The sequence below is a fragment of the Paenibacillus cellulosilyticus genome (genome assembly GCF_003182255.1).
Taxonomy (GTDB): Bacteria; Bacillota; Bacilli; order Paenibacillales; family Paenibacillaceae; genus Paenibacillus_T; species Paenibacillus_T cellulosilyticus.
Window position 1 is genome coordinate 210,490 of record NZ_QGTQ01000008.1, and the last position, 19,586, is coordinate 230,075.

General features: G+C 48.0%; 18 protein-coding genes. 2 read left to right on the plus strand and 16 right to left on the minus strand.

The genetic code is table 11. The annotated features are described in order from the left end of the window. Positions 1-14: 14 nt before the first annotated feature. The 3 genes from DFQ01_RS13410 to DFQ01_RS13420 form a co-directional block, all read right to left on the minus strand. Positions 15-1,175, minus strand: a complete 1,161-nt coding sequence (locus DFQ01_RS13410; protein ID WP_110044396.1) for a response regulator — start codon at positions 1,173-1,175, stop codon at positions 15-17. Next, positions 1,150-2,979: a sensor histidine kinase gene (locus DFQ01_RS13415; protein ID WP_110044397.1), complete on the minus strand. Its 1,830-nt coding sequence runs from the start codon at positions 2,977-2,979 to the stop codon at positions 1,150-1,152. The genes DFQ01_RS13410 and DFQ01_RS13415 overlap by 26 nt, the downstream gene beginning before the upstream one ends. A gap of 228 nt (positions 2,980-3,207) precedes the next feature. Continuing rightward, on the minus strand, positions 3,208-4,101 hold the full coding sequence (locus DFQ01_RS13420; protein ID WP_110044398.1) for a LysR family transcriptional regulator: 894 nt from the start codon (positions 4,099-4,101) through the stop codon (positions 3,208-3,210). Positions 4,102-4,215: 114 nt separating this feature from the next. Here DFQ01_RS13420 and DFQ01_RS13425 point away from each other — a divergent pair, with 114 nt between their 5' ends. Next, complete coding sequence (locus DFQ01_RS13425; protein ID WP_110044399.1) at positions 4,216-5,622, plus strand: MFS transporter; 1,407 nt, start codon at positions 4,216-4,218, stop codon at positions 5,620-5,622. A 67-nt stretch (positions 5,623-5,689) separates the two neighbouring features. Here the strand turns inward: DFQ01_RS13425 and DFQ01_RS13430 are convergent, their stop codons facing one another. The 9 genes from DFQ01_RS13430 to DFQ01_RS13470 form a co-directional block, all read right to left on the minus strand. Next, entirely contained in the window at positions 5,690-6,679 is a 990-nt protein-coding gene (locus DFQ01_RS13430) for a hypothetical protein (protein ID WP_110044400.1), read from the minus strand. Positions 6,680-6,889: 210 nt separating this feature from the next. Continuing rightward, positions 6,890-7,984, minus strand: a complete 1,095-nt coding sequence (locus tag DFQ01_RS13435) for an amidohydrolase family protein (protein ID WP_110044401.1) — start codon at positions 7,982-7,984, stop codon at positions 6,890-6,892. A gap of 204 nt (positions 7,985-8,188) precedes the next feature. Then, positions 8,189-8,866, minus strand: coding sequence for an ABC transporter ATP-binding protein (locus DFQ01_RS13440; protein ID WP_110044402.1), 678 nt, complete (start codon positions 8,864-8,866; stop codon positions 8,189-8,191). After that, positions 8,863-9,990 (minus strand): ABC transporter permease, encoded by a 1,128-nt coding sequence (locus DFQ01_RS13445; RefSeq protein ID WP_110044403.1) that lies wholly within the window; start codon positions 9,988-9,990, stop codon positions 8,863-8,865. The genes DFQ01_RS13440 and DFQ01_RS13445 overlap by 4 nt, the downstream gene beginning before the upstream one ends. Before the next feature lie 65 nt (positions 9,991-10,055). Next, complete coding sequence (locus DFQ01_RS13450) at positions 10,056-11,435, minus strand: sensor histidine kinase (protein ID WP_110044404.1); 1,380 nt, start codon at positions 11,433-11,435, stop codon at positions 10,056-10,058. Next, a complete protein-coding gene (locus tag DFQ01_RS13455; protein WP_110044405.1) occupies positions 11,432-12,109 on the minus strand; it encodes a response regulator transcription factor in 678 nt (225 codons plus the stop codon). The genes DFQ01_RS13450 and DFQ01_RS13455 overlap by 4 nt, the downstream gene beginning before the upstream one ends. Before the next feature lie 118 nt (positions 12,110-12,227). Then, complete coding sequence (locus tag DFQ01_RS13460) at positions 12,228-12,749, minus strand: GNAT family N-acetyltransferase (RefSeq protein ID WP_110044406.1); 522 nt, start codon at positions 12,747-12,749, stop codon at positions 12,228-12,230. A 98-nt stretch (positions 12,750-12,847) separates the two neighbouring features. Beyond that, positions 12,848-13,441, minus strand: a complete 594-nt coding sequence (locus DFQ01_RS13465; protein ID WP_217490337.1) for a DedA family protein — start codon at positions 13,439-13,441, stop codon at positions 12,848-12,850. A gap of 139 nt (positions 13,442-13,580) precedes the next feature. Next, a complete protein-coding gene (locus tag DFQ01_RS13470; protein ID WP_110044407.1) occupies positions 13,581-14,261 on the minus strand; it encodes a TetR/AcrR family transcriptional regulator in 681 nt (226 codons plus the stop codon). Between the two features lie 158 nt (positions 14,262-14,419). On the opposite strand from DFQ01_RS13470, the gene DFQ01_RS13475 reads away from it, so the two are divergent. Next, positions 14,420-15,895, plus strand: coding sequence for an MDR family MFS transporter (locus tag DFQ01_RS13475; protein WP_110044408.1), 1,476 nt, complete (start codon positions 14,420-14,422; stop codon positions 15,893-15,895). 130 nt (positions 15,896-16,025) lie between these two features. On the opposite strand, the gene DFQ01_RS13480 is transcribed toward DFQ01_RS13475, so the two are convergent. The 4 genes from DFQ01_RS13480 to DFQ01_RS31370 all read right to left on the minus strand — a co-directional run. Next, positions 16,026-16,955 carry a GNAT family N-acetyltransferase gene (locus DFQ01_RS13480; protein ID WP_174812683.1) on the minus strand — a complete coding sequence of 310 codons (930 nt, stop codon included), beginning with the start codon at positions 16,953-16,955 and terminating at the stop codon, positions 16,026-16,028. A 142-nt stretch (positions 16,956-17,097) separates the two neighbouring features. After that, positions 17,098-18,306, minus strand: a complete 1,209-nt coding sequence (locus tag DFQ01_RS13485) for an MFS transporter (RefSeq protein ID WP_110044423.1) — start codon at positions 18,304-18,306, stop codon at positions 17,098-17,100. Between the two features lie 61 nt (positions 18,307-18,367). Then, a complete protein-coding gene (locus DFQ01_RS13490) occupies positions 18,368-19,396 on the minus strand; it encodes an ROK family protein (RefSeq protein ID WP_110044410.1) in 1,029 nt (342 codons plus the stop codon). Between the two features lie 10 nt (positions 19,397-19,406). Further along, a partial coding sequence (locus DFQ01_RS31370; RefSeq protein WP_281272010.1) for a hypothetical protein occupies positions 19,407-19,586 on the minus strand: 180 nt, incomplete at its 5' end.

A 19,586-nucleotide genomic window follows, 5' to 3' on the forward strand; every position in this document is an offset into this window, starting at 1 on the left:
TTTCTAAATATCATTTATTGGTCCGTTTTCTTATTAGATAAGCGATTCATCGATATTCGATACAGCTCTTCCATCTCCTCGGAAGGCCCAATACCAAGTTCACGTTCAAGAAGCTGCGCATAATTCATGTACAGCGCCGTCAACCCTTTCTTATCCTTGGTCTGCACGCGAATAAGCATGAGATGCAGGACGATCGATTCTTCGAACGGGTAGCGATCGATTAGCTTGAGCAGCAGCTTAGATGCCGTGCTCATCTCTCGTATCGCAATTAATGCCGCAGCAAGCTTGACAGCGAATCCAATGTACAGTCGCACGATACGCTCCACTTCATGCGCTGCCCATACATAGGCTTTGTCTCCGAATAGATCGCCTGTATACAGTTGTTCAATCTTCATCGCATCCTCGATGTTGTCGGCATTAATCGCAGACAGCTTCACCAGTTGCCGCTCGAATGTGATGGAATCGATGGCGGGATCTAATAATTCAATCGCATAGCCATCGTTCTCCGAACGTATCGCCTCACGCAAACCTAATGGTTCCAGTGACTTACGCAATTGATAGACGGTCGTATTCAAATAGTTGACTGCCCCTTCCAGATCCATGCCTCCGAAGATGTCTGTTAACAGTCTTGAACGTGGAATCCGCCTGCCCCGATGCAGGATGAGATAAGCGAACAACTCTGCGCATTTGCGCGAAATCCATTTCACCCGTCCAGCCGCATTGCTAACAACGACGTCGCCAAGCATCGTGATGACGGTTTGTCCTAACGGAGTCGAGCTCGGTTGTGATGGAATGGATGTTGTGTGAGAGGCCCGCCATATCATCAAAGCGCGATTAACAGCACGTTGGAGCCTGTCTTGAGAGACGGGCTTGACTAAATAGTCTAGAACAGACAGCTCATAAGCTTCCAGAGCGAAATCCTTGTGGGATGTGACGAAAATGATCTGTACTTGAGAACCGGCGCGTTCCAGCTTCGACGTAAATTCCATGCCGTTCTCGCCATTCATGGAGATGTCGACGAATGCGAGGCCGATGTCTGTGTTGTCATTCAGAAAGCTGTGTGCAGACTGCGCGTCCGAGAAGGTGCCGGCTACTTGAATGCCAGGCAGCTTGCCTAGCATTTTGCTCAAGATCAGATGCATCGCTGGCTCATCGTCCACCACGATTACTTTCACGACGCCGCTCCTCTCTAGGATCGTCTGTCACGCCGCTCCTACCCTCAGACATCGACCCCGGTAATGTGAAACAGAACGTTGAGCCTTCACCAGACACACTGTTGAACCACAGGCTGCCTCCATGCATATGGACGAATTCACGGGCCAGCACAACCCCGAACCGCGTATTGCCGGCTTCCTCCCCATTAGCTGGCGCCTTGAATATTGGTTCTTCTTGACGCAGCAGCTCCGCGGTTAGCTCATCGATCCCTTCCCCATTATCACGGATGCATACCGTAACCTGATCGCCCTCCAATGTTGCCACAACCTCTACCCATCCGCCTATGTGCGTATATTTGATCGCGTTCGCGATTAAGTTCCGCAGTATAAAATCAAGCATTTCTTTATCTGCACTTACCGTAATTCTGTCATCAATTCGCTCTGTCAAACGAATGAGCTTAAGGCCTGCCTTCGATCCAGCAATGGATAACGTTTGATACACGACCTGCTGCAAATTCCAATCAAGCGGATGAAACATGACTTTGCCATTCTGACTTCGATACCAATCCAGCAAATTCTCAACGAGCTGGAATGTGCCCTGCACCTGTCGCTGCAGCTCTAGGAACACCTCGGCGTGTTGATCTTCGGTCGCCGCCAGTTCTTCTCCGAGCAGCTCGGTTAGGTTCACGAGAATGGCTATCGGATCGCGAATATCATGCGCAACGATCGTGAAGAGCTTGTCTTTGAATGCGTTCAGCTCCGAGAGCTGTCTAGCATTCTCACGCAGCTGTGCTTCGTTCGCCTTCAGCTGGGTAATGTCGTAGAACAGAATCATTTTACCAATAGCAACATCTGAATCGTAAATATAGGTCACGCTGCATAGATAGAACCTGTCCCCTTCGGGCTTGTGACGATGGAACGGAACACGTTCATCCCATGCATCAGCAGATCGTATAAACTCGACCAGTTCAGGTACATGCGATAGCAGATCACCAACATAGGCCGGATACTGCTTCTTCGTGTGAAGCTCGGGAAGCACTAGCTCCGCCGCACGATTGTAGCCTACGATTCGATCCTCATCATCCAGAAGAACGACGCCGTCGCGTATGGTATCAAACAGCTGCGTCATTGCAATTGGCGTGAAACGGAGCAAATGAAACTTCAGTATCCCCCATACATAGAGCATGCCAGATGCAACAAATCCGAAAGGGGTAAGATCTACAACGATTCCAAACCAGAAGAACATATTGCACAGCATTGGAGCGGCGGCAGCCATGGCCAATACAATAATCTGCCTCCGTACGATCCTCGAGGAGTTCCAATATTTCGGCAACAATAAAATGTATCCGCATAGAAGAACAAAGTAGTTATAGAGCACATGAACTTGATAGCCAACCCCTTTGACTGTGGTGTACAAAGGAATTAACGCATCCTTGTTCAAGCTGTAGCTCTCATAGATGAGATGATGCCAATCGTTGGTGAGATGTAGGAAGAAGATTGCTGTAGGGATGAAGAATAACACGAGTGCAAGGCGCCTTCGATACCGGCTGACTGTCCCAGTAAATTGAATGACTTGATAGAACCAAAGCGTCGAGATGAACGGAATGCCTATGTATTCGATTTGCAGAGCTAGCTTTACTTCTTGCAGGTTACTGCTTAGAAGTTCGAACGCATACCCAACAGCATAGAAAGATGCCCCGATCATGATCAGAATCAGCGTTCTGGCAACCGGCAGATGGCGCTTCTGATAGGAGAGGAAAGCGATATATATCATTACGACCGCTGCAAGGATAAGTAGTAATGACATCCATTTGATTTGATCCATAGCGTAGTTAACCCCTATATGTTCTTACGAATAAAGTTTTCAACACCATTATATTCCTGAAACATATCGTATCGTGAAATGGTCTTGTTATCAAGAACAATAGTTAAGATGATAAAATATTTCGATGTTGTGGAAGCACGCGAGCACCCCGGCAGAAGGCCTTTTCGGAGGAAAGAGCGTGATAAAAGCGCAGCTGCTTCGGCAACTGCGCTTTTACGGATGTTTGGATCACTTCGCAGCTCCGCTTGATGTGAACGCATCGAAATAGTCGACGACAACCTCTCGGAATTGTTGTGCGGCTCGCGAGATATATCGGCTTTTGTGCCATAATAATGCGATTTCCCTCGCCAATTGTTGATCCTCGATGGCAATATAGTGGATGCTGTCACGCGCGTACCTTGCTGTACTTGGGATGAAGGCGATTCCGATTTCCGCTTCAACCAATGCGCTCAACCTTGCTGGCTCATCCCCTTCGAATATGTACTGCGGTTCAAATCCTACCGATCTGCATACCTCATCGACCCAATCGCGAGTCCCATACCCTTTCTTCACCCCAACAAACCATTCGTCTTTCAATTCGATTAACGAAATGCTTGTTCGATGTGCGAAGCGATGTCCTGCCGGCACAGCGACGACGACCGGATCAACACATACGATCTGACACTCGATGTCTTCGTTCTGAATCGGCGGAGAGCATAAGCAGAAATCGACCTCTCCTCGGCGCAGAAGCGTGACCATCTCCTGCGTCGTTAGCATCTGGACATGGAATTGAATATCCGGCAGCTGCTTCCGAAACTCACGAAGAATCGATGGCAGCGTACTTGCGGTGGTGACCGCTAATTTGAGGGCACGGTGCTCATGCTTCGTTAGATCCTCGATTTCCAGCCTTCCTTGCTCTAATTCGAGCATAGCCCTCTCCGCACGGCGCAGGAACCGAATGCCGAACTCATTCAATCGGAGATTTCTCCCGGTTCGATCGAACAACGGTGCTCCAAGGTCCTCTTCAAGACGTTGAATCGTTTTACTAAGTGAAGATTGCGTGACATGCAGTGTGCGTGCCGCTTCGGTGACATGCTCCAGTCTCGCGACCGTAATAAAGTATTGGATTTGAAGAAGCTCCATCTCACGATTCTCCTCTCATTCCTTCTAGTCAATGAGATCATAACATGAAATGCGTTGGAGTAAATCAATGACATCTTGTAAGATAGCATCACACAACGTAAGGGGGATGTATTCATGGGTGCACGAAGCTGGTGGCTAATGATTGCTATAGGTCTGGGGATTATGCTGAACCCACTTAATTCATCGATGGTATCAGTCGCAATTCCTGACTTGCAGCAGGCGTTTGGACTTGATTTCACTAAGGTGTCTTGGATTATTTTCTCGTTCTATATTGCAAGTGCCGTAGCGCAGCCTGTCATGGGCAAGGCGAGCGATTTGTTCGGCCGCAGGAAGATTTTCATCATGGGCTTATTGGTCGCATTCGCAGCATCCTTATTCGCTCCGCTATCTACAAGCTTCGGATGGCTGATCGTATTCCGTGTCGTTCAATCGATCGGCACCAGTATGATGATTGCCGTTGGGATGGCGATCGTTCGCGTTCATGTGACAGAGAAGCAGGCAATCGCACTATCTGTGCTTAGCATTTTCTTATCTGGCGCTGCAGCCATTGGGCCGTTCATTGGCGGAATGTTAATGCACTGGTGGGATTGGCAAGCAATCTTCCTCGTCAATCTTCCCTTCGTTATCGGCAGCCTCGTGCTTGCTTGGCGCGTAGTACCAAAGGATGGTCGACCATCCTCTGAACGTAATGGTACGTCTGTTCGTCAGTGGATCGCAAGGATGGACCCGCTAGGTATAGCGCTTTTTACAGGTGGATTAATTACCTTGCTGATCGGGTTACTCTCAGCCAAATCATCCGGTCATTTATCATTAACCAATATCATTGTTGGACTAATCGGCATTATACTCTTATTCGCATTCATCAAGCAGCAATTACGTACATCGTCTCCCTTCATTCCGCTGCGCACCTTCGCCCAGTATCCTTCTTTGACCTGGGTTAATGTTGAATTCATGCTCATGAACATGTTGTTCTACTCGGTCTTCTTCGGGCTTCCTTCCTATCTGCAGACAGTGCGTCATGTAAGTGAATATCATACCGGAATGTTGATGCTAAGCTTAGGGGTTTGTTCGCTCGCCGCTTCTCCAATTGCAGGTCGATGGGTTGAACGATCGGGTCCACGGCCAGCACTAATCGTATCTGCATTGCTCATGACCGTCGGATCGATATGGCTTATAACACTGAATGAGCATTCGCCAGTAGTCCTTGTTAGTCTTGCTCTAGCAGCGTTTGGCATTAGCAACGGCTTGAATAGCGTTGGGATGCAGGCTGCCTTGTTCCGCAGCGCTCCGACCTCGATGATCGGTGTAGCGTCCGGCTTATTCCTCACATCACGATATATAGGTACTATTCTCTCTTCCCTATTAATCGGTGTCGTAATGGGCGGACATTTCAGTTATCATGGTTTCCGCATGCTAAGCGTTATCCTTACAGTAATTGCGTTAACATTAGTTGTCATAAGCAAACGTCGTCGGCAAGAGATAAGCCCTAGGCAGCAAACGAAAGTGGAACAAGCAAGTTAGTTGGTCGTACGGCACTACAAAAGACCGGTCCGTACCTATTGGAGGAACGAACCGGTCTTCTTCGTTATTACTTGATCTCAGCCAATGCTTTCTCCCGATAGCTGTCTACCGCTTGTACGGCGGACTTCCCATCGGTCGAGCGAACCTGCCAGTTCGACTGCTGCAGCACATCTAAGTATCCTTGGATGATCTTACCTGTTTGCGTGTCAGCGAAATCCTTGGCGATGCGCTCATAGCTCGTTTTCACTTCATCCAGCAGCTTGTAGGAACCATCTCGATCATAGATCGGAGAATTGTCAGCACCGCTCATATAAATCGTCAGTGCTCCCTCATACATTGTTTTCACCTTAGATGCATCAGGGCTGCTCGCGAATTGGGATAGATACTGGTCGTACATCATCATCCGGTCAGCAAATTGATCCCACGTAATAACAAGTCCGCCATCTGACATCGATTTCTGATCCGATAATTGCGCCAACAGTTCAATATACGTTGCATATGCAGACGTCAGCGCAGTCTTATATTGGCGAAGCGAATTGTAATCCACAATTGGGAAAATCGAGCCTTCCACCGCTTCCAGCTTATAGCCATCCGCGAACACCGCTTCGACCATCGTACGAATCGAATCATCCTTGATCTGACTTGCGTTGTCTTTCGTGATTGGCCAATCCAATGCATTCAATGCCGTTGCAACATTCTCTTTGTAAAATGGCTCCTGTCGACTCGGCAGCTCCTCGTCGTACTTGGCAACCAAATCACGAACGATCTGATCAGCAGACTCTGGTTGCAATTTGGTTAGATTTTCGTTCAGAAACTTCAGCCTATCACTTATATCAGGATTAGTTGATTTCAATGCATTATAATCACTTAGAACTGGATCGTCCTTCGATGATTGTTCCGAAGGCGTCGGCTCTGCCTGTTGGTCCTTATCCACTGCCGAAGTCGATTCGTTCGGACTGCTCTCGGTCTTCTTATCGTTATTATCACACGCTGCTAGCAGAACAGCAGACAATAAGCACATCATTGCCGCAGCGCTTGCTTTACTCTTGATTTTCACACTTAATCCCTCATTTCAAACGAAGTCAGATACTATCTAAACGTATTTAAGCTTCATTTGGTTGCACCTAATGGGCAGGTGGTTATTGCCAGTCTCAATTCGAGGCACAACTAATAAAGCTGCCGCCGCAGCGACAGCCTTTGATTTTGTCTATGAAAGATGCCAGTTCATGACAAATATCGCTCCGTCGTTCACTCTTTTCTATTGTCCTTAATTCGTTGATTGAGCCAGGATGATACCAGCTTCTCTCTTGCTTAGTTTCTCTCCATACGACTTTCCCGTCTTCGTCCCTAGCCCTTGAATGGCTTTCATCTGGGTCGAAGTGGCAGGCTGCGCATTGATCAGATTCATAAGATTATCCTGTGCGATCATACGAGCGATCCTCGGATCATCCAGCAGATGGAGTATGTGATACATCGCTTCAATTGCCCGCTCTTCTCCACCTTCAAGACCATATCCGGAATCGGTACTTAGGATGAAACGGTCGGGATATTTCTTTATCACGGGTATGAAGTTCTCTGGGTGTAAGCCTCCTTCAGGGTTAAAAACTGAGAATCCAGCAAAAAAGTCAGCGTATAGATTGGGATGGCTCGATAGCAACCGGTCAATCTCTTCAGGTGTGTTATAGGCATTGATATGTCCGAAAATGAAGGTTGTATCCGGATGCTCAGACATCGCTTGCTCCAGCTTCGCCACAGGCTCTCCGTTCGGAGGATCGATGTGAAGCAATATGGGCGCTTTGTAAGTAGCGATCAGATCATAAATTTGCGGAAGATATCCGTCCATGGGATCATTCGCCTTCCATAGAACGTTGGAGACGACTGGCGAATAAGTCGATGCACCTGCAATTTCACCAAGTCCGAAGTAGCCTTTCTCCAGATTCTCCTTCACCACGTCCAAGCTGCTAGGATCATGCAGGTCGAAACCAGAGAAATATGGGATGTAGAGCTCAGGATTCGATTGATAAGCTGTCCAACTGTTCGCATCTGTATTGATCGCGCTCGGCTCAGACACGTCACCGAACAGGACGACATGAGCGACTTGATTTCTAGCCCACATCGACTCCGATCGACGATACTGCGAGTCACTAGCATCATGATTATGACCATCTACGAGTCCTAATTCGCCATATGTATCTACGAGTTCAGCCAGCGTCGGTGAATCTGTCTGTTTCTTCAATTCCTTAGCTTTAGCAGCAACTGACTTGATCACAGAATCTGAATTCGTGTCTGGATCGCTGCAAGATGTGAGACTTAATGCCGTGCAGCAGCTAACGAATAGGATGAAGAATGATTTCTTAGTCATACTATACCTCCTTCGTACGCATCACATGCTATCGATATGTAATAAAAGGTAAAGATAGTTGATATAGTCATATTGTATGCGATTACTCTGTGGGAAGATAGTTGCATGATGCGATTAATATTACGAGGATTGTATCATTCACTACACGATCGAATCGAAAAGCGGCAGTCCATGGACCCGATAACGTCCCAGACTGCCGCTTGTTTATTTCTCTATCAAACATCCATTATCCAAATGTAGAACGCGGTCGCATAGCGGAAGGACACGCTCATCGTGGGTAACCATTACCGCACTCTTACCCAGCTCCTTCGCTTCGCTTGCGAGCAACTGGACCACATCCATGCCTCGTGCGGCATCAAGGCTTGCTGTCGGCTCGTCTGCGAGCAGCACAGCAGGATCATTCATGAGTGCTCTTGCAATAGCGATACGTTGGCGTTCACCGCCTGACAGCTTTTCCGGATATGCACCTCGTCTATGTGACATTCCTAGCTTCTCTAGTAAAGCGCGTGCTCGCTTTGCAGCTAGCGACGAATGGATACCGCTTTGTTTGGCAACAAACATCAGCTGTTCCTCCGCTTTCAAATACGGAATCAGATTGGCACTTTGGAATATGAATCCGATTTGATGAAGTCGTATGCTCGACAGCTCACCAGCGTTCTCGCCCGTAATCGATTCCCCATCAAGAAGCACATTGCCGCTCGTAGGCGCGAGAAGAGCGCCTGCAATGGATAAAAAGGTGCTTTTCCCAGAACCAGAAGGGCCGAGAACGGCAACGAGCTCTCCTTCTGCAACCTTCAGGCTGAGATTGTTGAGAATCGTTCGCTGTACGCCTCCGTCCTCGAATCTATGTGTGATTTGGTCCATTATGAGTCGATAAGTCATGCTGTCGTCCTCCCTATCGCATCCAACGCATCGATTCGACTTATTTTATAGACGGACAGAAGAGCACCAACAAGCGAGATGACGATAAAGGCTCCGCATGTCATTAAAAGGGTCGACACGTGAAGTTGAAACGGCATGCCGCTTGGCAGCATCATTTCGATCGCTCGGACTAGCAGCACACTTATCATTAAACTGCTGACGCTCAATAGCAGCATCTGCAGAGATACGCTTTTGACCAAATAGCCGGTTCGCGTACCGATTGCCTTTAATACCCCGAACTGATGACTCTTCTGAATCGTAATGACATAGAAGAATACCGCTAATACGAATACGGAGATGATATATAAGAACAGAATCATCATCGTCAGAGAGCCTTGTTCCTCTTTGTATCCGGGTATAGCCGCGATAGCTTGGGATTTCGTTACAATCTCGGTTTGAGACATTGCAGCTGCAAGTTGCTCGACTTGCTCCTTATCCGCTCGAAGTGCAATTGCACTGATTGAGCGGTCTGAGGCCGCTCCGTCAGCTCCTTTCAACGCGTTCATCTTGAGTTGGAGCTGCCTCCAGTCTGACTCGTTTAAGAAGATGACTGGCGAATGGCTGAAAGACTCATCGCTCACAAACCCGCTAACTGTCCATTCTAGCCCTGAACCCTGATCGACAATTATGCTGCCAATACCAATCCCGGATTCCTTCATCTTGCTGTCGACCAGCACTTCGCCTATACTTTGCGAGGTTATCGCATGTCCTTCGGATACCGATGGCATCAACCAGCCCTCGGGCTTCACTGCAATTAGTGTCACATCGAGTTTAAATTCTGCCCCCGCGTTTGTGACAGTGGTCATTCGAACACTTAGTGACTGTACATTCTCTTCCCCAATAGCTTTGCCAGTCTGAGATAGCACAGACTCTTCAAGAAGTGATCGCGTAAAACGGTGGCTTGCTTCTTTCTCCATTACGAAATGTGATGCGCTCATGTTCTCAATCGAAGCTGCATTGTCATAAGCGAGTCCCTTCGCCAGTCCAGTGACGAATAGGACTAGAAAGGCGATTAGCAGCATAATGGTCGCGATTAACGCATAACGAACTTTAGCGAATCTCATCTCTCGAATGGCCAGATACATCGTGCTTCCCTCCCTTGGTTGGCACCAGTTTAGGAAGTGAAAATGAACGGCGCGTGAACAAACCATTACAAATTCGGAAGCGTCACTGTAAAGGTTGTACCCGTTTCTCGAGAACTGCTTACATCAATCTGACCATCGTGGAGCTGTACGATTTTCTTCACGATTGCAAGACCAAGACCCGTTCGACCCGATGTGCGCTCGCGGGCGCGGTCGACACGGTAGAACCGGTCGAATAGAAAGGGCAGATGCTCAGGAGCAATTCCGTCCCCTGTATCTGCTACGATAATAACTGTATGTGAGGCAGTTTGCTCAGCTACAATTTCGATGCTGCGTCCTGTCGGGATATGGCTCACTGCATTGGCGATTAGGTTCATCCACACCTGCATGAAGAGCACTTCATCACCATAGATCGTGGCAGTTGGAGGAATGGAAAGCTTCAATAGCAGCTCCTTCTCCTCCAGCTGCCATTGAAGCACCTGTACCGCTTGTCGGACGTGAGTGTGTAGAACGATCCGTTGTTTATTGAGTGCATCTTCCCCCTGTTCCAGTGAGGAAAGCATAAGCAGCTGCTTGCTAAGCATGGAGAGATGACGGCTCTCAGCTTCAATGACAGAGATATAATGCGCACGCTCCGCTGTCGATAATTCATGCTTGGCAAGAATTTGGGCGAAGCCTTGAATGGATGTGAGCGGCGATTGGATTTCATGGGATACGTTCGAGACAAATTGCTGACGCGCTTGATCAACGCGATCAAGCTCCCTGCTCATCGTCATGAAATGGCTCGCAAGCTGGCCGATCTCATCTCGTCTTCTTGTAGGCAGCCGAAGGTTGTAATGTCCCTGAGAGATTCGTTTAGTTGCATCGGACAGTCTCGTTATCGGCTTCACCAAATAACGGGTACTAATCAAGAAGATGAGAATGCTTATGATTACAGTCAACAACCCGACCAATGCAAAAAATGTACGAAGCTCTCCAAATTGCAGAAGCACGTCCGGGCGCATGAATAAAGCATATTTCGTCGTAGGGAATTGGACCAGCAAGCCTATCGTGTTGCTCAAACGGTTCTCGAAGAAACCAGAGATGAATGGTTTGTTCGGAAATTGGGCTACACCATGGTAGACCTCACCGCCGAAGACAAGGTCAACCGCCTGTTGATCCAAATCCCGCTCTCTGAAGTTACTGCCGTAGAACTGAGAATTACCTTGTTCATCCGTTACATAGATTTCGTATCCGAGAGAAGCCGCATTGCGCAGATACTTGTCCATTTGTTCAGGTTCCGATTCGATGTACTGTTTCATCTGCTCAGCGATGCCGGTAAGCTTCTCATCGTTATATGGCTTTAGTTTTAGGTGGTAATAGATATTCGATGCTAGGAAGCCGAGCGTACTGCTCACAAGAATAACCGCTATCGTAATAAGAAATACACGGAAATAGAGCGACTTCACTTGCCTCTCACCTCGACTTTATATCCAATGCCGCGTACAGTCTGAATGCTGAAGTCATCAACGTAATTCGCGAATCGTTGGCGGAGCCTTTTGATATGTACATCAACGGTTCGGTCATCCCCCTCGAAATCCGCTCCCCATACGAGACGTATCAGCTCCTCTCGCGAGAACAGTCGACCCGGGTATTGTGCGAGCTGGGCCAGCAGCTCAAATTCCCTCATCGGCAGCAGCAGCACGGATTGACCATCGGACACCTCTACATTTTTACGATCAATCGTAATCCGATTCAGGCGAATGATATCGCTTGAAGCGCGCGTATACCGACGAAATAACGCTTTGATTCGGAAGAGAAGCTCTTCCGGCTCAAATGGTTTGGTGACGTAATCATCCGTCCCTCTGAGATACGCCTGCTCCTTATCGCTTAGTTGATCCTTGGAAGTCAACATCACGATTGGAATATCATAGTGCTCCCGGATATATTCACATAGTTCGAGTCCATCCATCTTCGGCATCATAACGTCAATGATAGCCAGATCAATCGAAGTTTGCTGCATGACTCCAACCGCAACGGCTCCATCCTGCGCTTCATGTACCTGGTAGCCTTCCCGAGTCATCACAAATCGTACGAGCGCTCGAATATTCGGATCATCATCTGCCACAAGCAGATTTTTCATCGTAACAACCCCCATAACTTACCTGATGTCGTTGTTAGCATAGCATAATCGCAAGCAAGTACAAGCGCAGGAAAAAAAGGATGCCGTTGAACGCGGCATCCTTGTATATTTACCTGGCCTACAACCGCTTCGCATAACAATGCCTCATCTTGCCGCCATACATCGGACGTGTGAACTGCAGCGTTAATCCTGCTTCATCTAAATTCCTTACACTTGGCAAATTATCCGGATGGACCGTGGAATAGAGATACAGACAACCTCTCTTCCGCGCACGTTCCTCTCTTAATCTATGAAAATAGCGCTGCAGCCCCATTCCACGCACAGACTCATGAACAACGGTCGAATCCAACACGGCAACGTGCGACAGCTCCTCTACCGGAACGCCGAACTCGGGGCCCAGGTTATCACTCTTATCCGGGTATGAGATCACCGAGTACGCAACAAGGTTCCCATTGACGTACGCACCGTATATTTCACCATGTTCGTTCAAGTGATAGGTAATAAAGGCTTCATCATACATAGCGAACAGATCTTGCGATGGCAGTCGTGACAAGACGTCCAGCATAAGTGCATAGATGTCTTGCACATCCGTTTCGTTTAAACGTCTTATTATGATTGGCTTTCCATCTTTGGTTTGCATAATCCAGTGATAATCCTCCTGCCTGTTACTCTTGTTATGGCAATTATACCCATGCGGTCCGAAATAAAAAAGCCGCAATTATGCGGCTTCCCAATCTCTTATGTAGCTTTCTTTCTTAATCGCTGTAAGAAATAAACCAGCAACGATGTTCCAACGCCAACTAGCATCAGCACAAGCATATATCGGTTGATCGTATGGTGATATGCCTCGAACTTCTCGCCTAAGGCATGTCCCAGCAGGATAAAGGTACATACCCAGAACCATGCACCTGTATAAGCGTAGAGTGCATAATGTCGGAATGGCACCCGCATAACTCCGCAGAAGTAGCCGGTGAAATGTCTCACGCCAGGTATGAAATAAGCGATGAACAGCAGCTTTTCTCCATATTTCTCAAACCAAACGGACGTCTTCGCTAGCTGTGCTTCACCAATGTGAAAGTGTCTGCCGTATTTAAGAACGAAAGGTTTGCCGAGCTTATATCCGACGAAATAGGATAAAGTAACGCCAGCGGTTACGCCGACACCGGCCACAATGATGCTCAACAGCAAATTCATGCGGCCCTCGGAGATAAACACACCGGTATAGCTCATTAGCATCTCGCCCGGCAGCGGCAAGGCCAGCATCTCAAGCAATAGCGCAGCGAATAGAATCCCATAACCGTAGTGCTCTAACCATATTGCTGCATTCCCCAATGGATTTCCTCTTCCTTCTTAGCTGTTCTCTGGCATCGTGCGTATAATCATGCATCATTGCCATCTTAGTTGTTCCCCAGTTATCGTGAAAAAACCGCAGGATATATCCTACGGTTCATTACACCATTGTTAATCCTGGTTAACTCACGCCGTACATAAACTTACTCGCCAGCTTATCCAGTCGTTCACGCATGACTTCATCACCATCATCCTTTGGCGAACTAAGCAGTTGGCGTTTCTTAATGAGGTAATAATCCCACAGAGCATTACGCAGCGTTAAGTGATGCTTCATCAGATAGATCGGATCCATTAGATTCCGGAAGATCAGTTCATCTTGCATCAATAACAAGGTTGCGTTCTGAGGATTGAATACGCCTTCATTCATCCCTTGCTCATAAAACGTGCACAGCCGTTCGTTGCGGGCAGCAATGGCCGATTCAAGCTTTCCGTACAGCTCTGGGAACGTCTCGCGCAAGTCTCTCAAGAATGGCTCCGACCGATAGCTTGCGATCATCAGCGTTCGTACGAATGTGTTGCGGAATCGCACCTCATACGAATTCTCCGCGCCAGGCAGATCCTCCGCGTCATTCTCTTCAACGCTATTCACGAATTGATCGACGATCAGATCAATGATTTCGTCCTTGGAACTGAAATATTTGTACAAAGTCGCTTTGGAAATATCCATCTGCTTCGCAATATCGTCCATTCTAAGCTGTTGAAAGCCCGTAGCTCGGAAGGGGGCCAACAGCTTGTTGGCGAGCCTGCATTTGCACTCGAGGTCATTATATCGGAAGCCCGGTTGTTCCTCCGGTTTCTTCATTCCACGTTCCCCCCTTAATGTCTATAGTATAAACGAATGTTTCGGTAACGTAAACATTCTGTACGAACTATACGTTTTTAATGATTTTAGTTTACTTCGATTAGGTCGTGTAGTATGATGTAGAAACTTAAATAGACAGGAAATGGAGTGAAGTAAACATGCTGGAAAATGCAGTACCCAGCAATGTGAGGTTCTGGCCGATCATGATCGCGATCTTTTTCGGCTCGTTCCTTAGCGTCATGGGCATTAGCACGATCAACATCGCCCTGCCGTTTCTCATTGAAGATTTCCACAGCGATCTGAATACGATCCAGTGGGTATTGACGGGGTTCATGCTGTCGCTTGGCGTTATTGCGCCTTTAACGGGTTATCTAGGTAATCGGTTCGGCTTTAAAAAGCTGTACTTGTATGCGATGGTAGGCTTCGTCCTGTTCTCGCTGCTATGTGCGCTGGCTTGGGATACAACATCGCTTATTGCCTTCCGTATTATTCAAGGTGCGTTCAGCGGTCTCGTTATGCCGGCTACGATGACGATTATTTTCCAAGTCATCCCACGAGAAAAACAAGCATTTGCCGTCAGTATCTGGGCGCTGTCCGCGATGCTGTCCCCTGCTTTTGGTCCAACGCTTAGCGGTTGGTTGATTCAAAGCTTCAGCTGGAAATGGTTATTCTTTATTAATATTCCGATCGGCCTTATCGCAATTGTATTCATCCAATTGATGATTCCAGATTATCGAATGGGCAGCCGCAAGCCACTTGATATTGCGGGTCTCGCAACGGTTATCGTGAGCAGCACCGCGCTGCTGCTGGGGCTTAGCGAAGGAAGACAATGGGGTTGGACTTCGTGGAGCACGCTTGGTTTGTTCGCACTTGGATTTGTGACGTTGGCGTTGTTCATTTGGCACGAGCTTCGAACGGACAATCCGCTGCTAAATCTGCGAGTATTCGCAAACGCTCGGTTTACGATTTCACTCGTATCTGCAACGCTGATCATGATCAGTCTATATTCGGGTACGCTGCTCATCCCACTGTTCCTACAGAACGTGCAGCACATCTCAGCACTCGATACAGGTATTATCATGCTGCCCGCATCCCTAATCATGGCGTTGTTCATGCCAGTTGCCGGCAAGCTGTACAGCCGACTCGGCCCGTTATGGTTAACGGTAGGCGGTATCATCCTCATTCTGATCGGCAGCTACGAGATGACGCGAATGGAAGTTGGCATCTCGCACGCTTACATCATTTTCTGGATGACGGTACGTAACATTGGCGTTTCGTTCGCCGCTGCTGCAACAGGTACGGCAGGCATGGAGGAAATTCCAGGTGCTCAGTCCGGCGATGCTTCCTCGGTTAATAACTGGGTTCGTAACGTAGGCGGTTCATTTGCAATTGCGCTCTTCACTTCCCTGCTCATCTCACATGCAACATCGCATGGACATTCGTTAGCTGCTTCGGGTCAAGATCAAGCAACGATTCCATTGCTCGCGTATACAATGAGTGTGAACGACGTATTCATGGTTGCAACCATTATCGTTGCTATTGCATTCCCACTTGGTCTGCTGGTTAAGAAGAAGAACATCACACCGACTAATACGCCAGAAGCTGGTTTAGCAAGTGCAGAGCAGCTTTCTTAACGAGTGTTAGTCCATATAGAACGTTACAAGGCTCAGCCATTCGTCCAAGGACGATTAATGGTTGAGCCTTCTTGTTTGTTGATTATACCACGCAATGGGTCGGGGTATCCTGAAGGATGAAGGAAATCCGTTATATTTTCGAGAAAATGGTACTGTAGTGTATCCGCTGATACTCCGGTTCAAATCCACACTGCGTATATAACGCTTGCGCCGCTTCATTGCGGCTCTCTACGCTAAGTCGAACATCGAGGGCACCTGCAGCTCGTAATCCTCGCAGCATCTCGGACAATAAGGCTCTCCCTACTCCATGACGCTGCCATTCACGCTTAACCGCAAGCGTCGGAATTCGGGCATGATTCCCCCTATTCGTCGCGCAGATCAATCCAACGGGCGTACCCTTCTCGTCCACTCCCATCAAGTATAATTCAGGTGAGAACTCTACTCCTTGAAACTCATGAATGACACTCACTGCTGTTTTGTTACCACCAAATGCATCGTTATAGATCTCAGCCCAGCTGCTTGCGTCTTCAAGCTGCGGCGATCGGAAACGGAATCCGTTCGGTTGAATGTCTTGTATCGCTCGACTCCAGTCGTCGAGGCACATAATCTGCAAGCAATTCTGCACTTCCATGTCCAAGTTAACACCAAGCGCAGTTTCGCCTGGGATACTGGTCAATGCACGATGGATGAAGTGAATCGGCTTGTTCCCTTGCTGCGCTGCATGCTGGAGATGATCAAATATGTAAGCAAACATCGCCGACCCGATCCCGCGTCTCCGCCAATCCATGTCCACTGTCGCGTAACAATAGACAGAGATATGCGTCTCGCGTTCAACGAAACAGAGAGAGAAATAACCAACCATCTTGTTCGCAAGCTCGACAATGAACGTATTCTCGCGAATTCGCTCACTTGGTTCGTCTAGATCCTGTTCGAACTTCTCGGCTGTATAGCCATGCAGCATATGATGTTGATCTTTGTTAATCATCGCAACGATCAATTTTGTATCCGCACGGTTATGTAGCCGGAATGCCAAGTCATCTCGGGATAATTTCAATTTCATTTGCATACCCTCTTTAATTACAAGATAGTTCTATGATACAGGAGTTCAGGGAATTTATGGTAGACCTCATAATAACTTTTATAAACACATGGCGCTGCAGATGCATACAAAAAGACCGCCAGATCGGCGGTCTTCACCTCGATTATATGATTTCTCTACGTTTGTGCAGAAGGATATACAAAACAATGCCGGTTACTGCACATAATGCCGCACATAGTCCGATAAAGCCGTAGCCTGCTTGAAGACCGCGCAGCAATCCATTCGCCGAATCAGAACCAACCCTACCTTTGACGAACTCGATGACGCCACCAATGACATAGTTGCCAATGACACTGCCTAACCCCATCAACGTTACCGTGAACGTAATTGCCGTATCGCTTCCGTTCGGGTAACGCTTAGCGATGAAGGCCATAACCGTCGGATAGATCATCGCAATGCCTACACCAGCAGCAGCGAATAAGAAAGCATAGCTTTCTCCACCTAGAATGGCAGCGAATGTACATAGAGCAGACAAGCCTGAGAACACGATCAATGAGAGTGTGAAACCAAGCCGATCCGTTAGGGGTCCCAGCAGCAGTCGGGCTAGCGCGAAGCACAGGAAGAATGCAGACAGCATCCCCGATGCTTTTACCGTATCCCAATCGTACGCTTTCTCCAAGAAGTTAACGAGCCACCCTCCCACTGCCAGCTCCGATACGACGCCGAAGGTGAGAATGAACACCATAAGCCACAACACAGGATCCCGCAGCAAGCTCCGAAACGGCGTACGCTCTTCATGGTTAATGTCATCCCCCGGGAACTTACTGAGCAGCGCGAATACGATCGGTACAGCCGATAACATCAGCATGACGAGATACATGCCGCGCCAGTCCAGCGTATGACCGAACATTGTAACCTTCATCAGACCCGTTGCAATGAGCGGCGCCACTGTCGAGCTTAGGCCATAGAAGCCATGGCTTAAGTTCATCATTGTACCTGTATTTCTAACGAAGATTCGCGCACCTAGTACGGCTAGGCCGATCTCCAGCATCCCGTTCCCTATGTACATCAGGAAGTACGATGCGGAGAACCACATGTACTGCTGCGACAAAAAGATGAAGACGCCAGATATCGCCATCGAGGCAAAAGCGATAACCGTTACTCGCTTAATCCCCCATATCCGCGTCAGCCAGGCCGTGAACGAACAGGCGATCAGATAGCCTAGCGCATTGAGCGATAATAAAGTACCTAGCTGCGACTCATTCAAGCTGAAGTCGAATTGAATGCGCGGGATGGCAGGCCCTTTAATATTTTCCGAAAAGCCGAAAATAATAAATCCGATAAAAATCGTCGCCAGCTGCATGGCGTACATCTTGTTGATTTTGCCTTTAGCAGCAGTTGATGTCTCCACTCTATCGTTGTCTCCTTTATCCTTATCTTTTCTCTATAATCTGCAGCCGGTACGTTAAGCTCTCCAGCGTTGCAGTCGCAAGACCCGTCATATATTCGCGGTTCGTATCGTTCTTCACAATCAACTGCGGCATATGTGCCTCCGGAATGTCCTTCAGACAGTATTGATATAGGTCATCGAGCTGCGACTCCTGTGGGAGATCACCGGTAATCGCAATCGTCACCGGGTTAATAATTGCAATGACCGATGTCAGCGTGTGAGATGCCAATTGTACGAAACCTTCTTCTGTATGGAGCAGACGCAGCTGCTCTTCGCGCGAGACACCGAATGGTAAGAACGATACTTCTCCGCCGAATTTCGTGTTGCCGGACAAGATGCGCCCATCCACAATAAAACCCGCGCCTGGAAAATGGTTTCTCGGAAACGTGACAACGGCGAACGTCTTATCCTCCTCGAAATTGAACATATGGTAAAAGCCGTACACCGTCATGTTCATATCGTTCTCGATCGTAATCGATAACTCGTATTTATTTTCCAGAAATGGCCCCAGCGGTTGATTCACCAGCTCCGGCACGTCACAGACGCCGATAACGCCACGATGGACGATGCCAGGAATCCCAATGCCTATTGCTTGGACATTGCTGTTCTCGCTCATCAGGATTTCGATCTGCTGATCGATGACGTCCATATCGATTCTCTCCAGCACGTGAACGGCTTCGTTCAACGTCTCACCGATCAGATTCACACAGCTGGTGTGGATAGACAATATTCCTCCCTCCGTCTTGATGAGCAGGCAAATGACACAGCCGAAGTCGGCATTGTACTTGTACTGCTTCGCAGGGCGACCGCCGCTTGCTCCCTCGGTCTCCATCTCGATGACTTCGTTGGATGCGACGAGTTCATTGAGTATCGTTCCGCATGTAGCGACACTTAACTTCGTTAATTGAGCAATAGATGCTTTCGTGCCTACTCCCTGTGCCTTTAAAGTGTTCTTTACAAGCTCGACGTTCATTTTCTTCACTTGGATCGTGTTGTACGTATGAGGCTGCATGTATACACCCCTATATTCGAATACTTATTATAACTGTTTTAATAAATGGAGTATAAGCGCCTTCGTTGGTGAAGTCAACTTCATTCTCGAAGGTTTGTTGTTCTGCTGTGATAATGTCACCCCATAACTGTTCTGAGATAATGTCACTATGGGACAGGAGACAATTACATTGAGCAGAGAAGAAATGAAG